Origin of the sequence: Phenylobacterium sp. (assembly GCF_035309685.1) — a bacterium.
Classification (GTDB): Bacteria; Pseudomonadota; Alphaproteobacteria; order Caulobacterales; family Caulobacteraceae; genus Phenylobacterium.
Genome location: NZ_DATGEX010000039.1, coordinates 21,975 through 42,460 on the forward strand (window position 1 = coordinate 21,975; position 20,486 = coordinate 42,460).

The following is a 20,486-nucleotide window of genomic DNA, read 5'->3' on the forward strand; positions in this document are numbered from 1 at the left end:
AGGGGAGGACCACTGTCGGCGACACCGGCCAAGGATTTCCGCCATGCTGAGACGCCATCTCCTGAAGAGCGCCGCCGCCCTGCCGCTGGCGGCGGGTTTCGCGGGCCCGCTCACCGCCTTCGCCGCCGCCCCGGCGCGCAAGCGGGTGCGCCCGGGCGATCCGGGTTGGCCCAGCGCAACCCAGTGGGCGGCGCTCAAGACCGCCGTGGGCGGGCGGCTGAGCAAGGTCTCTTCCCCGCTGACCGCCTGCGCCAAGGCGCCCGATCCCGCCGCCTGCGAAGCGCTGTTCAAGAGCCTGAAGAACCCCTTCTTCATCGGCGACGAGGCCGGGCTCACCCAGACGCTCGGCTGGACGGACGCCTGGACCTCCAAGCCCAGCGAATACGCGGTGTCCCCGGAAAGCGCCGCCGACGTCGCCGCCGCGGTGACCTTCGCGCGTCGCCACAACCTGCGCCTGGTCGTGAAGGGCGGCGGCCACAGCTACCTGGGCGGCTCCAACGCGCCGGATTCGCTGCTCATCTGGACCAAGAAGCTGAAGGCGATCGAACTGCACGACGCCTTTGTGCCGCAAGGCTGCCAGGGCAAGGTCGCCCCCGAGCACGCGGTCAGCGTCGGCGCCGGGTGCCTGTGGCTCGAGGCCTATGACGCGGTCACCACCAAGGGCGGCCGCTACGTCCAGGGCGGCGGCTGCACCACCGTGGGCGTCGCGGGCCTCGTGCAGGGCGGTGGTTTCGGCAGCTTCTCCAAGGGCTTCGGCACCGGCGCGGCCAATCTGCTGGAGGCCGAAGTGGTCACCGCCGACGGCGTGGTGCGGATCGCCAACGGCTGCACGAACCCCGACCTCTTCTGGGCGCTGAAGGGGGGCGGCGGCGGCGCCTTCGGCGTGGTCACCCGCCTGACCCTGCGCACCCACGACCTGCCGGCCACCTTCGGCGCGGTCAACGCCACCATCACCGCCAAGTCGGACGAGGCCTTCAAGACCCTGATCGAAAAGCTGCTGACCTTCTATCGGACGAGCCTCCTGAACCCGCACTGGGGCGAGCAGATCCGCTTCCAGTTCCGCCGCCAGGTGAGCGTCAGCATGGTCTTCCAAGGGCTCAGCCAGGCCGAGGCGCAGGCCGTCTGGAAGCCCTTCTTCGACGAGGTGGCCGCCCGGCCCGACGACTACGCCTTCCCCAAGCCGCAGGTGCTGGCGATCCCGGCGCGGATGTTCTGGAACCCCGACATCATCGGGGCCATCCCGGGCGTGATCCGCAAGGACGACCGGCCCGGCGCGCCGGCGTCGCATTTCCACTGGGACGGCGACGGCGACCAGGTCGGCCAGGTGATCCACGCCTACCAGTCGGCGTGGCTGCCGAAGGACCTGCTGCAGCCGGGCCGCCAGGGCGCCCTGGTCGACGCCCTGATCCATGCCGCGGCGACCGGCGGGGTCTCGCTTCACTGCAACAAGGGCCTGGCCGGCGCGCCGGACCTGGCGCTGGCCCGCACCCGCGACACGGCGATGAACCCCGCCGTGCTCGACGCCTTCGCGCTCGCCATCACCGGCGCCGGCGAAGGTCCGGCCTATCCGGGGATCGCGGGCCACGAGCCGAACGACGCGCGCGGCCGCCTCGACGCCAAGCGCGTGGCGGCCGGCATGGCGCCGCTGCTGGCGCTGCCCGGCAAACCCGCCTCCTACCTCTCGGAAACCGACTATTTCGAGCCCGACTGGCAGGCCGCCTTCTGGGGCGAACACTACCCCCGCCTGAAACAGGTCAAACGCCGCTACGACCCCGACGGCCTGTTCTTCGTCCACCACAGCGTCGGCTGCGAGGGCTGGAGCGAGGACGGCTTCACCCGCAAGGCGTGAAGCCGTCTACCTCCCCCATTGCGGCGGCAATGGCGGGAGGGGGACCGCCCGCCATAGAGCGGGTGGTGGAGGGGGCGAGCCCCATCCGCAGCGCTGACAACAGCCGGTCCGACCCGCCGAGCACGAGGTTCGCCCCCTCCACCATCGGCTCTGCGCTGCGCTCGGCCGACGGTCCCCCTCCCGCCGCTGCGCGGGGGAGGTAAGAGCTACCGCCCGACGCGCGTGGGGTCGGTGTAGGTCGCGACCAGGTAGTCGGCGATCGCCTTGGCGGCGTCGTCCGGGATCGTCGCGCCATAGGCGTTGCGCATCTTGGCGACCTCGTTCTGCCAGAACGCGGCCGGCATATGCGGCGGCTGGGTCGAGACATAGTCGGCCGAGTGGCAGGTCAGGCAGTACCTCTGGGCCGTCTCCACGCCGGGGGCTGTGACGAACTTCGAGGTCTCCGGCGGCGGGGCGTAGGTGGGCGGCGGCCTGGCCGTCTCGCGGGCCGCGACGCCGCCCGCCGCGGCGACGGCGAGCAGCACGAGCAGGGGTTTCGCGAGCCGGCTCATGCCGCGATCACCCGCACCGGGTCGGCGGCGTTGCGCATATAGGCGCTGGGGTTCCAGCTGGCGGTCAGCGGCTGGACGTCGCCGGCCTTGCTGGTCGCGCGGGCCACCAACTGATGCTCGCCCGCCGCCAGCGGCGCGTGCGCCGACCATTCGCGGAAAGAGTACTTGCCGTGGTCCTGACCCAGACTCGCCGGCGTCCAGGTCTTGCCGCCATCGGTCGACAGCTCCACCCCGGCGATGCCCGAGCCGCCGTCGAAGGCGACGCCCCGCACCAGGGTCCTGGGCGAGGCCTTGGCGCTCTGGCCGTCCGCCAGGTTGGTGATGAAGCTGCGCACGTTGAGCTTGCCGATCGGCCGGGTGGCGGGCGGCGCCGTCCCCGCCGGCACGCAGGCGCAGTCGTTGTCCGGGATGCGATAGGCCTTCTGCATCCAATAGCTCTGCGACTCCTGCTCCAGCACCGTCAGGTCGGTGATGTGCTTGACCCAATAGGTGCCGTAGTAGCCGGGCACGATCAGCCGCAGCGGATAGCCGTTCAACAGCGGCAGCGGCGCGCCGTTCATCTCATAGGCCAGCATCACCTCGCCGCCCCGCGCATGGTCGACGCCAAGGCCCTTCACGAAGTCCGCCACCGAGGCCAGCTGCGGCTTGTCCGCGCCGTTGAACTCCACCGCGTGCGCGCCCGCCTTGACGCCCGCGCGGTCCAGCAGCGCCTTGACCGTCACGCCGCGCCAGCGCGCATTGCCCATCATCCCTTCGCCGAGCTGGCCGCCCGCCACCCGTGGCGAGGAGAAGCCGCGCCCGTTGCCGGAACACTCGTTCACCGCCGCGATCTCGACGGCGGGGAAGTCGCGCCGCAGGTCGGCGAGGCTCAGGTCCAGCGGCCTCTCCACCGCACCCAGCACCTTCACCCTGTGCGTCGCCGCATCCAGGCCGCGCGGCGGCGTGCCAGCCAGGTGGTAGCGCACGAAGAAGGCGTCGTTGGGCGTGAACGCGCCGTGGTCGAACACCTCGAACGGCGTCTCCAGCTGTGGCGGCCGCTCGGTCAGCACCAGCATCGGGCGCTTCTCGGGATAGGTCTTGATCGGCCGCTCGCCGTTGTCGAACGGCAGGGTCACGCTCTGCGCCCGCGCGGCGCCCGCCGCCAGCAGGGCCGCGGCGCCGGTCAGGACCGTTCGCCGGTCCGCGAGGTTGGTCGCCATGTCGGGTCCTCCGTCAACGGTTCGACATTGGCGCCGGGTCCCACGGAACGCGATATGCACCCTCCCCGCCGAACGGGACGCGCCGGATCGGGGCCACTGGTTTCGGCTGCAACTTTATTGCGGCGAGCGGCCCTATTGCGCGGCCAGCCGCAATGACTTAGGTCGCGACCCTTCGGTTTGGGGGAGAATTTGGCTCTGGCCATGAGTGACGACGCACCGCCATCGCTCGACGAGGTCCGCAAGCGGATCGACGCCATCGACGCCGACCTGCTGCGCCTGGTGGTCGAGCGCGCGTCGCTGGCCAAGGCCGTGGCCGCCGCCAAGGCCGCGGCCGGCGACGGTGGCAAGTTCGGCCTGCGCCCGGGGCGCGAGACCGCGCTCTTGAAGAAGCTCCTGGCCGGGCCCCGCAATGGCGCCCGCCCGGGGCTGATCGTGCGTATCTGGCGCGAGCTGATCGGCGACAGCCTGGCGACCCAGGGCCCCTTCCACATCGCCGTCTGGGGCGGCAAGGATCCAGGCCGCGCCGTCGAGGTCGCCCGCCTGCGCTTCGGCGTCGCGCCGGCCCTGCGCCAGGTCGCCAAGCCGGAGGACGCCATCGCCGAGGCCAGGAGCCTGGGCGGCGTCGGGGTCTGCGCGCTCACCCCGGACAGCGCCTGGTGGGGCCGCCTCCTGGCCGAGCCTAAGCTCAAGGTGTTCGCGGCCCTTCCCTGCCTCGCCGCCTGGGGGCCGCTCTCGGCGCTCGCCGTCGCCGAGGTCGAGATCGAGCCCACCGGCGCCGACAACACCTTCTGGGTCACCGACGCGGCCCAGTCGGCCAAGGCGGTCGAGGACGCGCTCTCCCGCGACGGCGTCGCCGCCACCCTGATGGTCGAGCATGGCGGCCTGAAGCTCTTCCTGCTCTCCGGCTACTACCAGGCCGACGACCCGCGCCTCGCCCGCGCGCCCGGCAAGCTCTCCGGCGTCATCGGCGCCGCGCCCCAGCCGCTGGACGTCTAGGCCCGCTGGACGTCTAGTCCTCGAACGCCGGTCCGCGGGTCATCGACCGGCTGAGCGCCATGTTGAGCAGCCAGTCCCCGCCGTCGGCCACGTGGCTTGGCCCGAAGTCACGGGCCAGATGCGCCTGGATGTGCTCGGGGATCGAGCCCTCGGGCGCCAGCGGGCCCTGCTTGGCGAGGTCCTCGAACCGGCGGTCGTCGGCTTCCCGGTCGCCGCTCAGATTCCCGATGCGCTCGCAGATCATCCCGGTGGCGGTGGGCGAGCGGCCCTTGTCGAAGCCCGGGATCAGGGTCAGGCCGTCGAAGACATCGACCTGCGAGGCGCCGACCCCATTGAAGATGCCGAACACCAGGGTGCCGCTCTGGACGTCGGCGGCGATGCTGTAGAGCTGGCCGTGCAGCGGGATCATCCAGCCGTCGACGATGACGTTGGCGTTGCCCATCCGCAGGCGCAGCAGCCCGATCTCGTCGCGGCGGATCATGCCGTACTCGTGGCAATAGCGGCCCGGGCTCATCGGATGCGGCCGGGTGGACCTGAAGAAGCCTTCATAGGCCTGCCCACGGAAGGCGGCGGTGTTCAGCATCTGATCCCAGATGGCGATCGGCAGGGCGCCGGCGCCGGGCCGTGACGACCGGATGGCTGGAATGGCGTCGGGGTCGACCCCGAACATCTGCGCCAGGCCCTCGGGGTCGCGCTCCCAATCCAGCGTCCGGAAGCCCTCGACGCGGGTGGCCACCAGGGCCGACAGCCGCGTGAGATTGTGCGCCGACGGCTGGACGCTGCCGTTCAGCCACCGGCTGACCACCGACTTGTCGGTCTCCAGTTCGGAGGCGAGCTGGGCTGCGCTCATCGACAGAAGCTTGAGCACCAGGCGAAGCTTGTCGGAGAACCCGATCGTGGACATGCGGCCTTCATCCGAAGCGGCCGGGACGGCGAAGAGGCGTCGAGGTCCAAGCGGGGAGGTCAATCTAGCCCCCCGTTCGCGTTAAGAATGCGTAGCCCCTGCGGCACGCGCTAGGCCTTTCCCGGTGCGCTGTCGGCAGTGCGCCCGTTGAATTGCCGGGCGATCTCCACGGCGTCGGTCTCCATCAGGCCGGTCTGCGGGATCGCCACGATCGTCGCCGGCAGTCCGGTCGCCAGGTCGAACACGGTCCATCCCCGGTTGTCGCGGCGAAGGGCGAAGCGCGGCGGCTCGGTCACGGCGTGGCCTCCTGACGGTCCGGCCCCCTGCGGCGTGAGCGCGGCATGGGCTCAGAACCGCAGGCTGACATTGAGTTTGACATCCTGATCCTGGGCGCGGCGGGAGACCTGGCCGGCGTAGCCGAGCTGCACGGCCAGGCGCGGCGCGATCTCACCGCCCAGCGCCGCCTTGAGCATCAGGGCGTCGCGGGCGATCGGCGCGCCGTGCACGGTGAAGTCGGACCCGCCGGCGAAGCCTTGGGTCGACGACGGCGTGACGTCCCCCTGCGCGTGGCGCCAGGCGACCGTCGCCTCGGCGGTCAGGCCCTGGGCGTTCAGCCGCACGCTGTCCCTTAAGCCCAGCGTCGCGAACGCGATCGCCTGGTCCTTGCCCTGGACCGTGAGCGCCGCCGCGCCGCCATCCTCCTGGCCGGACCGGGCGTGGAGGTTGACCAAGGCCAGGTCGCCGACCAGCTGCGCGTCCTGCCGCGGCAGGTTCAGGCCATAGGCCGCCTCGCCGAACAGCTGGGTCGCGTCCAGGCCCGGGCCGCCGGTGACGTGGCCGGCGAACCCCGGGAAGGCGACCGTGCGGCTCATGTCCAGCGAGCTCCAGGTCTGGGCGAGGCCCGCCGACAGGGTCAGCCGTTCGAACCGCCCGCCGATGTAGCCGCCCAGCGACAGGCCCTCGGCGGTGACCGAGGACGACCGGGCCGCCACCCGCTCCTGGGTGCGGACGTAGCCGCCGATCAGCCCGGCGCGCCAGGTGTCGCCAAGCGCCCGATCGGCGCCGAACATCAGGCCGGCGGACGAGCGCGAAAGCCGCGCCGCGTCGCCGTCCGAGCCGGTGCTTCCCCAGGCGCCGATCGCCCGGGCCCAGGCGGAGCCGGTCCGCGAGACGCCCTCGCCCATGCGGTCGGCAACGGCGTCGCGCAGGAAGCGGCTGTCCTCGAACGCGCTGGTCACCGCCGAGGCGCGCGCCTCGCCGGACAGCTGGTCGAAGGCGCCTTGCGCGGCGGCGTCGGACGTAAGCCCGGCCAGCGCGACCATCACCGGCTGGGTCACGGTCAGGCTGTCGGCGCCGGCGGCGGCGGCGCGCTGGTTGAAGGTGGCGCCGGCGGCTGCGAACGGCCGCAGCTTCGAGAGGCTCAGGTAGACATCGTTGCCCTGATAGCTCGCCGTGAAGCCCAGGAAGGGCGAGACGGGGCCGCCGACGTCGAGGGTGAAACGTCCCTGCATGCCGCCGGCCGCGGAAAACGCCAGCATCTGCGCGCCGATCGTATAGGGGCCGCTGCCCACCGGGGTGAGTTGCAGGATGGCGCCAGGCGCGAGCGTCGCGACGCCGGTGACGGCAAGCTGGCTGGCGTTGGTCGAGCTGACCTGCAGGCGCAGGATCGCGCCGGCCGCCTGGCTGTAGTCGCCGACCACCGTCAGGGCGCCGGGCCCCGGCGCAGCGGCGGCGGCGGCGGCCCGCACGCCGCTGGCGCCGCTGGCGCTGCTGCGTGTCGTCGCCTGGCCGCCCGAACTGGGCGCGTCGCCCGGCTGCAGAACGCCGCCGTTCATCGTCAGCGCGCCGACCGAGCCGGTCCCTGCCAGGACGCCGGCGTTGACCGTCACCGGGGTGTGGCTGAAGTCGCTGTCGATCGACAGCCGCCCGGCGGCCAGCGTGATCCCGCCGGTGAGCCCGCCGCCGCCGGTCAGGCTGAGCCCGCCCAAGCCCGCCTTGGTGAAGACCCCGGTCCCGTCCAGCCGGTTGGCCATGACCGCGTCGGTCGCCTGGACGATGGTCAGGGCGGCGTTGTCCAGGATCGCCCCGGACCCGAAGCTCGCCGCCGATCCGGCGAGCCCGCCGGCCGAGATGGTGGTGCCCCCGGAGTAGCTGTTCGGCCCTGCGAGCGTCGTCATCCCCGACCCCGTCTGGGCTACATGGCCGGAACCGGAGATGACGTTGGCGACCGTGACGGCGTCCGACCGATCGAGGATCAGGACGCCATTGTCGGTCACCGGCCCGATGACGGCGCCGGCGGCGCCCCCATTGCCGAGCGCCAGGCTGGCGCCCGGCCCGATCGATACGCCGCCGGTGAAGCCGTTGGCGCCGGACAGCACCTGCGCGCCGCCGGTCACCGACAGGCCGCCGGCCCCGCCGATCGCGCCGCTGAAGTCGCCGCTCGCCGCGGTGAGGGTCAGCGTCTGCGATCCGAGCACCGCCGCGCCCGTGCCCGCCAGGCTGGCGACGGCCGCGCCTTGGGCCGCGCCGGAGATGTCGAACACCGCATTGTCGGTCAGGCCGCTGGAGGCGGCGATCGAGCCGGCGTCGGCCAGCACCAGCACCCCGGCCGAGACCCGCGTCTCGCCGGTGTAGCTGTTGACGCCCGACAGGATCAGGGTCCCCAGGTCGTTCTTGTCCAGGCCGCCGGCCCCGGTCAGGCTGGACGCGATCGAGCCGACAAAGCCCGCGCCGGCGGCGGTGCCGTCGCCGACCCGGAAGGTGTTCAGCCCCGCGTTCAATCGGATGGCGCCGCCGGTGATCAGATAGTTCGACGTCGCGAACTGCAGCCCGCTGACCTGCACCGGCCCGGCGCTGAGATCGACGGTCACCACCCCCGCGACGCCGCCGAAGATCGGAAAGCCCGGCGTGGCGGTGAGCGAGGCGTTGGCGGTGCCGGCGAGATTGGCGAAGGTGCTGGACGTTGCGGTCCAGACGCCCGTGCCGCCGGTGGTCGCCACGCCTGCCGCCGAGCCGCCGACGTTCCAGAAGCTGAAGGGCCCCACAGGGGCCGGCGGCGCGGGCGGACCCGGCGGCGGGGGCGGCGGCGGCGGCGGCGGCGGTGGGGCCGCGCCCGAATAGAGCAGATTGATCTGGTGCGCCGTGCCGGTCTGGACGGCGAACTGGGCGGCGGTCGTGCCGCCGGGCGTCGTCCCGATATCCAGCGTGTTGTCGGTCAACGCGCCGCCGTAGTTGATCAGCCGGTAGAGCCCGGGTCCGAACCCGGCCGCATTGGCGATGTTCAGGGTCCCGTCGAGGGTGAGGTTGGTTCCCACCGCGAACAGCGGCGTGACGCTGCCGGGCGCGCCCAGGGTCACATTGAGCACCGAGCCGCTGGCGAGCGTCAGCGAGCTCGTCGGGTTGAAGGTGGCGCCCTGGACGCCGAGCAGGGTTCCGCCGCTGGCCACGGTGACCGCGCCCAGCACAAAGGACGAGGAATTGCCGCCCAGCGTCCCGCCCGACGCCACCGCGATCGTCCCGCCGAAGGTGTTGTCCACGAACAGCGTCCCACCCTTGACCACGGCCGAGCCCGCGAAGAACTGCGAACTGCCGGTCAGGTGGGTGACGCCGGCCTCCTGATCGACCTTGCCGCTGCCCTGGAGCGGGGCGGCGAAAGCGTAGCCGGCCGAGGTGTCGTTGAAGACGATGGTGCTGGCCGCCGCGCCCAGGAACAGGGTGACGGCGGTGTAGGCGCCGGGCGCGCCGGGCGCCGATCCCGCCGCGGCGCCGATGTTGATCACGCCGTTGCCGTTGACGGCCGTGCCGTTGGTGGCGGACGACACCGCGCCGCCGTTGGAGATCGTCAGCACGCCGCCGGCGCCAACCGAAAGGGTGTTGTTGACCGTGAACACCGAGCCCGCGCCCGTAACACTGGCCTGTCCGGCGAAGCCGCCCCCGCCGATCGACCCGTTGGTCGTGGTGACGGCGCCGCCGTTGGTGATGTTGAGCGCGCCGCCGACGCCGGCGTTGCCGATCTGAAGGATCGTGTTGTCGGTGAGGTGGGAGCCCGCGCCGTCGACGGTGATCACGCCCGTCGTCGAGCCGCCGGCGTAGGTCTGGTCGGCGGTCATCTGACCGCCGTTGGTGATCGTGAGCGTGCCCTGACCGGCGGCGCCGACGTTGACGTTTCCGGTGCTCGCCCAAAGCGATCCCGCGCCGTCGATCGTGAGCACGCCGACCGATCCGGCGAAGTCGCCGATCGTCGCGCCGGCGTTGGTGATGTGGCCGCCGGCGAGCAGCGAGACGTGGCCGGCGCCGACGTCGCCGATGTAGACCCCGGCCGTCGTGTTCCAGCTGGCGCCCGCGCCGGTCACGGTCACCACGCCGGTCGTGCCCGCGTCCCGGCCGACGTAGCTGTTCTGGCTCACCGCGAGCCCGCCGGCGCCGCTGATGGTGAGCGCGCCGTTGTTCCCCCCGGTGGCGTCTCCGACCCCGAGGTTGAAGGCCACCGCGCCGGCGGCGTTGATCGTCGTGGGGTTGGGCAGGATCACGCCGATGGAGACATTGTCCGTCGCGATGGGGACCGCGTTGGGGGTCCAGTTGCCGGCGGTGAACCAGTCGTTCGAGCCCGTGCCGTTCCAGATGTCGCTGGCCCGCGCCGAGCCCGCCGCCAGGCCGGCGACGGCCAGGGCCGTCGAGCCGAACAGGGCAAGGAGGCGGCGTCCGCGCAGGCGGCTGTCGGCTTTAGGGGTCATGTTCAGGTTCCGGCGGAGTCAGGTGGGGCTGCCCCGGGTCCACGCGGACCCGGACTTCGCCAGGGATGGAGAGGGATGGCGCTTGTCGGCGCCGGCCAGCGGGGTTGTTGCGGGAAATCCGCCGGTCAGGCTGCCGGGCGTGCGAACCTGCGGCGTGAGCGCAGCATCGCGCCGACGCCGCCGAAGCCCAGCAGCATCGTCGCCCAGGCGGCCGGCTCAGGCACGCCCCCGCTGATTTCGGTCATGAATGCGTGCCCATAGCCGCCGCCGCCCGTGTAGAGGGACTCGCCGACGCCCTCTCCGAGATTGTTGACGCCGTAGCCCCAGGAGACGCTGCCGCCCAGGGTGCCCAGGTCGGTCATCCCGGACCCGGCGCTCCAGATGAACGCATGCCAGGCCGTGTCGCCGGCGATGTCGGAATAGCCGAAGACCTGGCCCGCATCGTTGACGCCGTAGGCCGTGGCGAAGGTCCCGCCCAGCGTGCCGATGTCGACCGTATTGGCGCCGTCATAGAAGAACGCGTGCTCGTGGGCGTTCGCCAGGTAACTGCCGGCGACCTGTCCGGCGTCGTTGATGGCGGCGCCAAAGCTGTTCCCGGACCCCAAGGTTCCGAGATCGTGCATCACGCCGCCGCTGTAGATGAACGCGTGCTCGGTGTTGTTGCCGGCGAAATAGGACGACCCCACGACCTGCCCGGAGGCGTTGATGCCGTCGGCCTCGCTGATCGTGCCGCCGAGCGTGCCAAGGTCGCTCATCACGCCGCCGCTGTAGACGAAGGCGTGCTGCTGGCCGTCGCTGGTGTTCGAATAGCCCACGACCTGACCGCTGTTGTTGATCCCCGTGCCGAAGCTCCCGGCGCCGCCCAGCGTGCCGATGTCGTTCATGACGCCGCCGCTGTAGAGGAAGGCGTGCTGCGCGCCGCCGCTGGTGTCCGAAAAGCCCGAAATCTGGCCCAGCTTGTTGATCCCCGTGGCCCCGCTGCCGTCGCCGCCCAAAGTGCCAAGGTCGGTCATCGCGCCGCCGCTATAGAGGAAGGCGTGCCCCAGAATGCTGCCGGTGGTGTCGGAAAAGCCGACCACCTGCCCCAGGTCGTTGATCCCCTTGGCGGTGCTGTCGATGCCGCCCGGCAGCGCGCCAAGGTCGATCATCTTGTAGGAGGTGGCGCCGGCGTTCCCGGCCACGGCGCCCAGCGCCAGGACAAGCGTCCCGCCCAGGGCCGCATAACTCTTGAACATGGTTCTCATCTCGCATCTCGACCGCCGGCCGGAATGGCGGCGAAGGCTTCGAGTCGCGAACCTAGGGATGGGGAGAACGGCGCATCAGTCGCATCGACCGTGATGAAGTTGCAGCGAGTTGAATGCGGCCGCTACGGGCCATCCCGGTCGCCGCCGCCGCCGCGCGGCCGTGGCCGTGGCCTGAGCCGTCGCCGGCTGCGCCGGTAAACCAAACCGCTTCGGCAGGCGTTGCCGAGGCATGACCGCCACGCGTGCCCCCGCCCATTCGCCCCTTCTTTCCGCCATCCTGGCCGCCTCGGCGGTCCTGGCGCTGAGCGCCTGCGCGCCGCACAGCGCCGCGGTCCGCCTGGCCCGCGAGGACGCGGTCTATGCGACGCAGGTCCTCGACCGCGCGCCCCAGCAGGGCTTCGCGCCCGGCTCCTTCCACATCGGCGAGATCCACGCCGCCGAGGCGCGCCGCGACCCCGCCGCCAGCGCGCTGCTGCGGGAGGGCGTGATCGAATACGCCCGCGCCCAGCATGGGCTGAGCCTTCCGGCCCGCGCGCGGCCGGCCGCCTGGGGCGAGGCGCCCGCGCCCTATGACGCGGCCGCCGAACTGGATGCGGCGCTCGCCCGACGCCAGTTCCGCGCCTGGCTCGACGCGCAGCCGCCGCCCAGCCCGATCTACCACGACCTGCAGCAGGCCTACGCCGCCATCCTCGCCCACCCCCAGGCGACCCAGCCCCAGGCGACCCAGCCCGCCGCGGCGCAGGCCGGCGCCGTGACCCCGGCCCTGCTCCGCGCCAACCTCGAGCGGCTGCGCTGGCTGCCGCGCGAGGAGCCCGCCACCCGGGTGGACGTCAACATCGCCTCGGCGACCCTGATCTATGTGGTCGACGGTCAGGCTAAGCTCACCATGCGCACGGCCTCCGGCAAGCCGGGCGACGAGACGCCGATGCTGACCTCGAAGATCGACAGCATCGTGCTGAACCCGCCCTGGAACGTGCCGGCCAATATCGCCGCCGCCGAACTCATGCCCAAGGGAGAGGACTATCTGGCCGCCCACGGCTTCGTCGCCAGCGAGACCGGCGGCCTGGTGCAGAACCCGGGGCCGGAGAGCGCGCTGGGCCTGGTGAAGTTCGACTTCGCCAACCCCTATTCCGTCTACCTGCACGACACCCCGTCGAAGGCCGCCTTCGACAAGGCCGGCCGCGCGGTCAGCCACGGCTGCGTGCGGCTCGAACGCGCCATGGACCTGGCGAACCTGTTGCTGGCGCAGGAGCCCGGCTGGTCGCCGCAGCGGGTCGCCGACACCGTCGCCACCCAGCAGACCACGACGGTGAAGCTGCACGCGCCCGTCGCGGTGCGCCTGCTCTACCTCACCGCCGTGCCGAGCGGCGGGCGCATCGCCGTCCTGCCGGACGTCTACGGCTGGGACGCGGCGCTGCTGCGGCTGATGGATCAGGGCGCCGGCGCGAAGGCGTAGGGTCTTCCGCCGCGCCCGGCCGAGCCCGCCCTTGGACCTGCGGGCGTCGGGCGTGTAAGAGGCACAGCCTCCGCCGCAAGGCTCCGCCTGTCCTAAAAGTCCGCAAGCAGTCCAATGTCCGATGACGCCCCAACCCTCGACTCCGGTCTCGACCGCTCCAAGGCGGCCAGGCCGCTCCCGAAGCCGGGGATCCTGGACATCCACGCCTATCAGCCGGGCAAGGCCAAGGCCGAGGGGTTCGCCGAGCCCGTGAAGCTGTCGGCCAACGAGAACCCGCTGGGCTCCAGCGGCAAGGCGCACGAAGCCTTCGCCAGCGCCGAGCGGAGCCTGCACGTCTATCCCGACCCCCGCGCCAGCATCATCCGCGCCGCGGTCGCCGAGCGCTACAAGCTCGAACCCGAGCGGCTGATCTTCGGTTGCGGCTCGGACGAGGTGTTCCAGCTCCTCAACCAGACCTTCCTCGAGCCCGGCGACAACATGGTCCAGGGCCAGTACGGCTTCGCGGCCTTCGCCATCGGCGCCTATGCCTGCCAGGGCGAGGTGCGCCGCGCGCCGGAACCCGGCTACCGCATCGACGTCGACGAGCTGCTGAACTGCGTCGACGACCGCACGCGCCTGGTCTTCCTGGCCAACCCGGGCAACCCCACCGGCACCTGGATCCCGTTCTCCGAGGTCCGCCGCCTGCACGAGGCCCTGCCGCCCTCGGTCGTGCTGGTGCTCGACGGCGCCTATGGCGAGTTCTGCGCCGACCCGGCCTTCGACGACGGCCTGGAGCTCGCCCGCGCGTCGACCAACGTCGTGGTCACCCACACCTTCTCCAAGCTGCATGGCCTCGCCGCGCTGCGCATCGGCTGGGGCTATGCGCCGCTGGAGATCGCCCAGGCCGTCGACCGCATCCGCCTGCCGTTCAACACCTCGATCGCCGCCCAGCGCGCCGCGGTCGCGGCGCTCGCCGACACCGACTTCCAGGACGCCACCCTGGAGCTCACCGCGACCTGGCGGCCGTGGCTGACCCAGCAGCTGGGCGGCCTGGGCCTTGAGGTGGTCGGCGGCTCGGCGGCCAACTTCGTCCTGGTCGGCTTCCCGCAGATCCCCGGCCGCACCGCCGCCGAGGCCGAGGCGTTCCTGGCCACGCGGGGCCTCTTGGTGCGCGGCGTGGGCCTCTACGGCCTGCCCGACCACCTGCGCATCACCATCGGCCTGGAGGCGCACAACCGCGCGCTAGTCGACGCGCTCGCCGACTTCATGGCCCCCCGAGAAGCCATGCCGACGCCCGCGACATGAGCCCGCCGATCTACCAGAAGATGGCGGTGATCGGCTGCGGCCTGATCGGCTCGTCGATGATCCGCGCCGCGCGCGCCGCCGGCGCCGTGGGTGAGGTCGCGGTGTTCGACGCCTCAGAAGCCGCCCGCGCCCGCATCGTCGCGCTGGGCTACGCCGACAGGGTCGCCGACAGCGCCGCCGACGCCTGCCGCGGCGCCGACCTGGTGGTCTTCGCCGTACCGCCGATGGCCATGGGCGAGGCCGCCCGCGCCGCGGCGCCGGGCATCGCTGCGGGCGTCACGGTCACCGACGTCGGCTCGGTGAAGGCCGCGATCGCCGCCGCCCTCATCGCCGCCCTCCCCGACGCCCTGGTGATTCCCGGCCACCCGATCGCCGGCACCGAGCAGTCGGGCCCCGACGCCGGCTTCGCCGAGCTGTTCCAGAACCGCTGGACCATCCTGACGCCGCAGGCCCAGGTCCAGGCGCCCTATCAGGCCGCGGACGACACGCCCTACCAGGTGGCTGTCGAGCGGCTCACCGACTTCTGGACGGCGCTGGGCGCCAACGTCGAGCTGATGGACGCCGCCCACCACGACCTGGTGCTGGCCGTCACCAGCCACCTCCCCCACCTGATCGCCTACACCATCGTCGGCGCCGCCGCCGACCTGGAGGGCGTGACCCGCGGCGAGGTGATGAAATATTCCGCCGGCGGTTTCCGCGACTTCACCCGCATCGCCGCGTCCGACCCCACCATGTGGCGCGACGTGTTCCTGACCAACAAGGACGCGGTCTTGGAAGTGCTGGGCCGCTTCACCGAGGACCTGCAGGCCATGAGCCGCGCCATCCGCTGGGGCGAGGGCGACAAGCTGTTCGACCAGTTCTCGCGCACCCGCGAGATTCGCCGCGGCATCATCGCCGCCGGCCAGGAAAGCGCCGCCCCCAACTTCGGGCGCGATGTTCGCACAACGGAAACTCCAGACACAAAGTCGCAATAGTTTCGGGTCTCGTATCGACGTGGGCCTCAACCCACGCGAGAAGATCGGGCCATGAGCGACGACCAGGAACGCGCCGGTTTCGAAGCCCTGGCCCAGGCCGGGGCGGACGACGACGACGCCGGCCGCGCACTCGGCGCCCGCCTGAAGGCGAAACACCAGGCCGCCGACCTCAAGGCGCTGGCCGCGCTGTGGATCCACGGCGCCGTGGCCGCGCCGGAACAGCTGCCCGGCATCTACGACGCGGTGGCCCAGGGCTATCTCGGCGAGCCGGTCGGGGCCAAGCCCGTGCCCACCGACGCCGCGGCGAAGCCCGAGCCGATCCCGGCCGCCTTCTGGCGCGGGCTCTGGGAGCTGCTGCAGGAACCCCGCGCCGGCCTGGAGGCCGTCAACCTCACCACCAAGACCGCCGCGCTCGCCGGCCTGATCTCCAAGGGCGTCGAGGCCCGGGTCGGCAAGGCCGCGCTCTGCTATCCCGGCGTCCCCGCCGCCGTGGCCCAGGGCTATCCCAAGCCCTTCACGCTTGAAGCCCTGTCACGCTGTCCGGCCGACAGCCTGGGCGGCGAATTCCACGCGCTCATCGTCGACAACGGCTTCGACCTGGAGGTCCTCGACCGCCAGGCGCTCGGCCTCGACAAACTGCCGCCGCCGCTGGACTACCTGAACGCCCGCATCCTGCAGTGCCACGACCTGTGGCACCTCGTCGGCGGCTACCGCACCACCGCGCTGCACGAGGTCGCCATCTCCGGCTTCCAGCTCGGCCAGTTCGGCCACCACTATTCCTCGATGTTCCTGGCCATGGCGCTCACCCGCGTCGCCTTCGAGCGGCCGGAGGGCGGGGCGATCATGCTCCCCACCATCCTCAGCGCCTGGACCCACGGCCGCCGCACCCCGCCGCTGCTGCCGGTCAACTGGCCGAGCGTCTGGGACAAGCCGTTGGCCGAGGTCCGCGCCCAGCTCGGCGTCACCCCCTACGTCTCCCCCTTCCCCGCCGACCTCTTCGAACAGCTGTCGGTGGCGGCGTAGGCGCGGCGGGCGGGATCCTCGAAACCGCCAAGACGCCAAGTGCGCCAAGAAGGTGGGTCGGGCTTCGACACGAAGACCACGAAGGACACGAAGATCACGAAGGCGCCGCAGGCGATCTTCCCATCCAGGCCTTTTGGACCGGGCTTCGCCCTCTTCGTGGTCTTCGTGGCCTTTGTGGTCTTCGTGGCCTTCGTGGTCTTCGTGTTCCTCCTCGGCGAACTTGGCGTTCTTGGCGGTTCATTCGATCTTGCACATCTACATATTCACCCCTAAGTATGAATAATGCTCGACGCCACGCTCACCGCGCTCGCCGACCCCACCCGCCGCGCGATCCTCGCCCGGCTGGCGGACGGCGAGGCGCGGGTGACGGAGATCGCGGCGCCCTTCGCCATCTCGCTGAACTCGGTCTCCAAGCACATCCGCATGCTGGAGCGCGCCGCGCTCGTCCGCCGCCGGATCGAGGGCCGCGAGCACATCCTGACCCTCAACCCCGGCGGCCTGGACGAGGCCGCCCGGTGGATCGACGACCAGCGGGCGCTGTGGCGCTGGCGCCTGGCCGAGCTCGACAGGATCCTGCAGGAGAAAGCCGATGGCTGAGTACAGCATCACCCATACCTACGCCGCCGCGCCGGAGCGGGTGTTCGACGCCTGGCTCGACCCGGCCATCGCGCGGCGCTTCCTGTTCGCCACCCCGACCGGCGAGATGATCCGCGCCGAGACCGACCCGCGCGTCGGCGGCGCCTTCACCTTCGTCGACCGCCGCCCCGACATGGGTGACGTGCTGCACACCGGCGAGTACCTGGAGATCGACCGCCCCAAGCGCCTCGCCTTCACCTTCGGCGTCCCCCAGTTCAACCCGGACTTCACCACGGTCACCCTGGACTTCACCCCCACCGCCGCCGGCGGCTGCGAGCTCCGCCTCACCCACAGCGACGTCCCCGCCGAATGGGCCGACCGCTCGAAGGAAGGCTGGGGCATGATCCTGGGCTGGCTGGAGACGGCCCTGGGTTGATTTCCATCCGCTCATCCCAACCCCAAACTCCGCTCATCCCGGCGAAAGCCGGGACCCAAGCCGACTCTCAGAACCCGAGCAGGTTGTTCAGGTCCTCATAGAGATCGTCCCACCGCGGGTTCGTCGCCTCGATCAGTTCGATCTTCCATGTCCGCTTCCACTCCTTCATCTGCCGCTCGCGGCGGAAGGCGTTCTCGCGCAGCTCGAAGCTCTCGAACCAGACCAGCCGCGTGCAACCGTATTTGGCCGTGAAGCCCGGCACGGCCTTCTCACGGTGCTCGAAGATGCGGCGCGGCAGGTCGCTCGTCTGTCCGATGTAGAGCGTCCCGTAGGGCGCGCTGGCGACGATGTAGACGTAGAAGCTCACCGAGCCCTCTCCGGAGCCTCAGCTTGGGTCCCGGCTTTCGCCGGGATGAGCGGAGTTGGGGGTCGTGAGAAATTCCTGAACCCCCTCGATCGCCTCCACCAGCCCCACCCGCTGCAGCTCCACCCCCTCGGGCAACCCCGAGAAAAGCCGCGTCGGCGATGACGCGTCCAGCATCACGAACACCCCCTTGTCGTCCGCCCGCCTAATCAGCCGCCCGAACGCCTGGGCGATCCGCCCGCGGGCGACGGCGTCGTCATAGCCCTTGCCGCCGAACCGCATCCGCCGGGCCTTGTGCAGGATGTCGGGCCGCGCCCACGGCACCCGGTCGAACACCAAAAGCCGCAGCGACCGCCCCGGCACGTCCACCCCGTCCCGCACCGCGTCGGTGCCGAGCAGGCACGCGTCCTCCTCCGCCCGGAAGATGTCGACCAGCGAGCCCACCTCGCCGTCCACGTGCTGGGCGTAGAGCGCGATTCCCTTGTCGGCCAAGGGCGCGGCGATCTTCTCGTGCACCGCGCGCAGCCGCCGGATCGCCGTGAACAGCCCAAGCCCGCCGCCGCCCGCCGCCAGGAACAGCTCGCGCATGGCCGCGGCCACCTGGCGTGGATCGTCCTTGCCGACGTCGGTGACCACGAAACAGCGCGCCTGGTTCGCATAGTCGAACGGCGAGGCGAGCTTCAACGTCTTGGGCCGCTCCGGCAGCCGCGCCGCGCCGGTCCGCATCTCCGCCAGCGCGAACGGGTCCTCCAGCGTCGGGTCCGCCAGCGTCGCAGACGTCACCAGCACCCCGTGCGCCGGGGCGATCACCGCGTTGGTCAAGGGCTCGGTCGGGTCGACCCAGTGCCGGCGGCACGCCGCGTCCACCACGCGGCCGAACATGAAGGTCGCGTCGAACCAGTCGACGAAGTCCGGGTCGTCCTCGGCGTCCTCGTCGATGGCCCGCAGCATCGAGCGCCAGGCCGGCAGCGCCATCCGCGCCCGCCGGTCGATGCCCCTGAGAGCCCCTTCGATCCGCGCCCGGTCGGCGGTCGTCAGCGTCGCTGCCTCGTCGTCCAGCACCTCCTCCAGCTGCCTGGCCAGCGCCACCAAGGGCGCCTCGATCTTCGCCAGCGCCTCGGCCGCCGTCCGCGCCGTCGTCCGCACCAGGTCGAGCGCCGGCCGCGCCGCGCACTCCATCCCCACCTCGCTCGGCGTGGCCCGCGCCCGCAGCTGCTCCATCACCGCCACCAGGAAGTGCTCCACCGGCCCCAGCGGGTTCACCTCCCCGTTCGGCGGCGCGATCCGCCCCGACCACCCCTCGCCCGGCAGCGCGCTCGCCGCCTGGGTCGCCGCGATCAGCGCGCCCTGCGCCTCCTCGTGGTCGCCCAGCACCTCCATCAGCCGCGCTTCCAGGCCCCGCCCGCGCCGCCCGCGCCCCTCCGGCCCGCGGATCCAGCGCCTAAGCTCCGCCGCCTCCGCCCCGGAGATCGCCGCCGAAAACGCCGAGTCCGCCGCGTCGAACAGGTGGTGGCCCTCGTCGAACACGATGCGCTTCAGCTGCGTCGTCTCCGCGTCGCCCTTCGACCCGCGCGCCGCCCGCGCCCCGTCGAACGCCGCCTGGCTCAGCACCAGGGCGTGGTTGGCGATCACGATGTCGGCGCGCCTGGAGCCCCGGATCGCCTTCTCCACGAAGCAGGTCCGATAGTGCTGGCAGCCGGCGTGGATGCACTCGCCCCGCCGGTCCACCAGATTGGCGGGCGAGGCCTGCGCCGCCGGCGCGACCGAAAACAGCGTCGGCAGCCAGGCCGGGAAATCCCCGCCGGTCATGTCCCCGTCGCGCGACGCCCGCGCCCACCGCGCCGCCAGCGCCATCCCCACAAGGTCGCCGCCGCCCAGCTGCGCCGCGTTCACCGCCTCCTGGAAATTCAGCAGGCACAGGTAGTTCTCGCGCCCCTTGCGCACGACCGCCTTCTTCGCCCGCACCTTCGGGTCCGGATAGACCGAATGGCTTTCCCGCTCGATCTGCCGCTGCAGCGCCCGCGTATAGGTCGAGATCCACACCGCCGGCCCGTTGGCCTCGGCCCACAGCGACGCCGGCGCCAGATAGGCCAGCGTCTTGCCGATCCCCGTGCCGGCCTCGGCCAGCATCATCCGCGGCTCCCCCTCCCGCTCGCGCGGCGAGAACGCGAACGCCGCCTCCGCCGCATAGTCCGCCTGCGCCGGCCTCGCCTCATCCAGCCCCGAGCGCGCCAGCAGCTCCACCAGCCGCGCCGCCGCCGCCTCCGGCGCCACCGGCTTGCTCCCCGCCTCCCCCGGCGGCGCCTCGCCCTCCCATTCGGAGAGCCGCGACCAGACGTCGAGCCCCGACGTCCTGAACATGTTCCCCACCGGCGCCGAGCGCAGCGCGCCCACCACCGCCGGGCCCCAGGGCCAGCCGCCCCGCGCCAGCGTCTCGGCCACCGCCAGCGCCTCTTCCCGCGAGGGCTCCGGCGCCGCCGCCAACTCCGCCAGCAGCAGCCCGCACACAGCCCTAAGAGCCACCGCCTGCGCCGGAGCCCCCTTCGGCTCCGCCAGCCCCAAGGCCTGCGCCAACCCCGCCGCCGACGGCGCACAGAACCGTCCCGGCCGCACGAACGCATAGAGCTCCAGCGCGTCGAACACCCGGTTCGACCGCGGCGGCACCGGAACCCCCAGCCGCCGCGCCGTCATCGCCGCATGCGCTGTCAGCACCGGCCACTGCTCGAACAGATCCCGCGCATCCGGCGTCCGCAGCGCCTGCGGCCCGGTGGCGTCCGCCACCGCCGCGCGAGGGCCTGGGAGCACCACCAGCGCGGGCGCGAGATCGAGGGTGGCGGGGGTGAGAGTCACCCGGGTGTTTTAGCGCGGAGTCGGGTGGGAACGGAATGGGAACTTAG

17 protein-coding genes are annotated in these 20,486 nt (G+C 71.9%); 9 read left to right on the forward strand and 8 right to left on the reverse strand.

What is annotated here, in order from left to right; genetic code table 11:
- Window positions 1-43 precede the first annotated feature (43 nt).
- Entirely contained in the window at window positions 44-1,849 is a 1,806-nt protein-coding gene (locus VKQ35_RS12305; protein WP_324361975.1) for an FAD-binding oxidoreductase, read from the forward strand.
- Between the two features lie 206 nt (window positions 1,850-2,055).
- On the opposite strand, the gene VKQ35_RS12310 is transcribed toward VKQ35_RS12305, so the two are convergent.
- Window positions 2,056-2,400, reverse strand: coding sequence for a cytochrome c (locus tag VKQ35_RS12310; protein WP_324361977.1), 345 nt, complete (start codon window positions 2,398-2,400; stop codon window positions 2,056-2,058).
- Window positions 2,397-3,599 carry a molybdopterin-dependent oxidoreductase gene (locus VKQ35_RS12315; RefSeq protein WP_324361980.1) on the reverse strand — a complete coding sequence of 401 codons (1,203 nt, stop codon included), beginning with the start codon at window positions 3,597-3,599 and terminating at the stop codon, window positions 2,397-2,399. Before VKQ35_RS12315 ends, VKQ35_RS12310 begins: the two co-directional genes overlap by 4 nt.
- Before the next feature lie 201 nt (window positions 3,600-3,800).
- Here VKQ35_RS12315 and VKQ35_RS12320 point away from each other — a divergent pair, with 201 nt between their 5' ends.
- The gene (locus VKQ35_RS12320; RefSeq protein ID WP_324361982.1) at window positions 3,801-4,595 is read left to right on the forward strand and encodes a chorismate mutase; all 795 of its coding nucleotides are present in this window, start codon (window positions 3,801-3,803) and stop codon (window positions 4,593-4,595) included.
- Window positions 4,596-4,608: 13 nt separating this feature from the next.
- On the opposite strand, the gene VKQ35_RS12325 is transcribed toward VKQ35_RS12320, so the two are convergent.
- From VKQ35_RS12325 to VKQ35_RS12340, 4 genes are all read right to left on the reverse strand, one after another.
- A complete protein-coding gene (locus VKQ35_RS12325; protein ID WP_324361984.1) occupies window positions 4,609-5,499 on the reverse strand; it encodes a helix-turn-helix transcriptional regulator in 891 nt (296 codons plus the stop codon).
- 110 nt (window positions 5,500-5,609) lie between these two features.
- Entirely contained in the window at window positions 5,610-5,795 is a 186-nt protein-coding gene (locus VKQ35_RS12330) for a hypothetical protein (RefSeq protein WP_324361986.1), read from the reverse strand.
- A gap of 51 nt (window positions 5,796-5,846) precedes the next feature.
- Window positions 5,847-10,232: an autotransporter domain-containing protein gene (locus VKQ35_RS12335; protein ID WP_324361988.1), complete on the reverse strand. Its 4,386-nt coding sequence runs from the start codon at window positions 10,230-10,232 to the stop codon at window positions 5,847-5,849.
- A 125-nt stretch (window positions 10,233-10,357) separates the two neighbouring features.
- On the reverse strand, window positions 10,358-11,467 hold the full coding sequence (locus tag VKQ35_RS12340; protein WP_324361990.1) for a PEPxxWA-CTERM sorting domain-containing protein: 1,110 nt from the start codon (window positions 11,465-11,467) through the stop codon (window positions 10,358-10,360).
- A gap of 238 nt (window positions 11,468-11,705) precedes the next feature.
- Here VKQ35_RS12340 and VKQ35_RS12345 point away from each other — a divergent pair, with 238 nt between their 5' ends.
- The 7 genes from VKQ35_RS12345 (at window position 11,706) to VKQ35_RS12375 (ending at window position 17,225) form a co-directional block, all read left to right on the forward strand.
- The gene (locus tag VKQ35_RS12345) at window positions 11,706-12,932 is read left to right on the forward strand and encodes a L,D-transpeptidase family protein (RefSeq protein WP_324361992.1); all 1,227 of its coding nucleotides are present in this window, start codon (window positions 11,706-11,708) and stop codon (window positions 12,930-12,932) included.
- A 114-nt stretch (window positions 12,933-13,046) separates the two neighbouring features.
- Entirely contained in the window at window positions 13,047-14,216 is a 1,170-nt protein-coding gene (locus VKQ35_RS12350; RefSeq protein WP_324361994.1) for a histidinol-phosphate transaminase, read from the forward strand.
- Window positions 14,213-15,190: a prephenate/arogenate dehydrogenase family protein gene (locus tag VKQ35_RS12355; RefSeq protein ID WP_324361996.1), complete on the forward strand. Its 978-nt coding sequence runs from the start codon at window positions 14,213-14,215 to the stop codon at window positions 15,188-15,190. Before VKQ35_RS12350 ends, VKQ35_RS12355 begins: the two co-directional genes overlap by 4 nt.
- A gap of 51 nt (window positions 15,191-15,241) precedes the next feature.
- Window positions 15,242-16,213, forward strand: a complete 972-nt coding sequence (locus VKQ35_RS12360; protein WP_324361998.1) for a Coq4 family protein — start codon at window positions 15,242-15,244, stop codon at window positions 16,211-16,213.
- 39 nt (window positions 16,214-16,252) lie between these two features.
- Complete coding sequence (locus VKQ35_RS12365; protein WP_324362000.1) at window positions 16,253-16,486, forward strand: hypothetical protein; 234 nt, start codon at window positions 16,253-16,255, stop codon at window positions 16,484-16,486.
- Between the two features lie 9 nt (window positions 16,487-16,495).
- Window positions 16,496-16,810, forward strand: a complete 315-nt coding sequence (locus VKQ35_RS12370) for a metalloregulator ArsR/SmtB family transcription factor (RefSeq protein ID WP_324362002.1) — start codon at window positions 16,496-16,498, stop codon at window positions 16,808-16,810.
- On the forward strand, window positions 16,803-17,225 hold the full coding sequence (locus VKQ35_RS12375) for an SRPBCC domain-containing protein (protein ID WP_324362004.1): 423 nt from the start codon (window positions 16,803-16,805) through the stop codon (window positions 17,223-17,225). The genes VKQ35_RS12370 and VKQ35_RS12375 overlap by 8 nt, the downstream gene beginning before the upstream one ends.
- A gap of 67 nt (window positions 17,226-17,292) precedes the next feature.
- Here VKQ35_RS12375 and VKQ35_RS12380 read toward each other — a convergent pair whose 3' ends face one another.
- Window positions 17,293-17,592 (reverse strand): GIY-YIG nuclease family protein, encoded by a 300-nt coding sequence (locus VKQ35_RS12380; protein WP_324362007.1) that lies wholly within the window; start codon window positions 17,590-17,592, stop codon window positions 17,293-17,295.
- An 18-nt stretch (window positions 17,593-17,610) separates the two neighbouring features.
- Window positions 17,611-20,439, reverse strand: a complete 2,829-nt coding sequence (locus tag VKQ35_RS12385) for an ATP-dependent DNA helicase (protein WP_324362008.1) — start codon at window positions 20,437-20,439, stop codon at window positions 17,611-17,613.
- Between the last annotated feature and the right edge of the window lie 47 nt (window positions 20,440-20,486).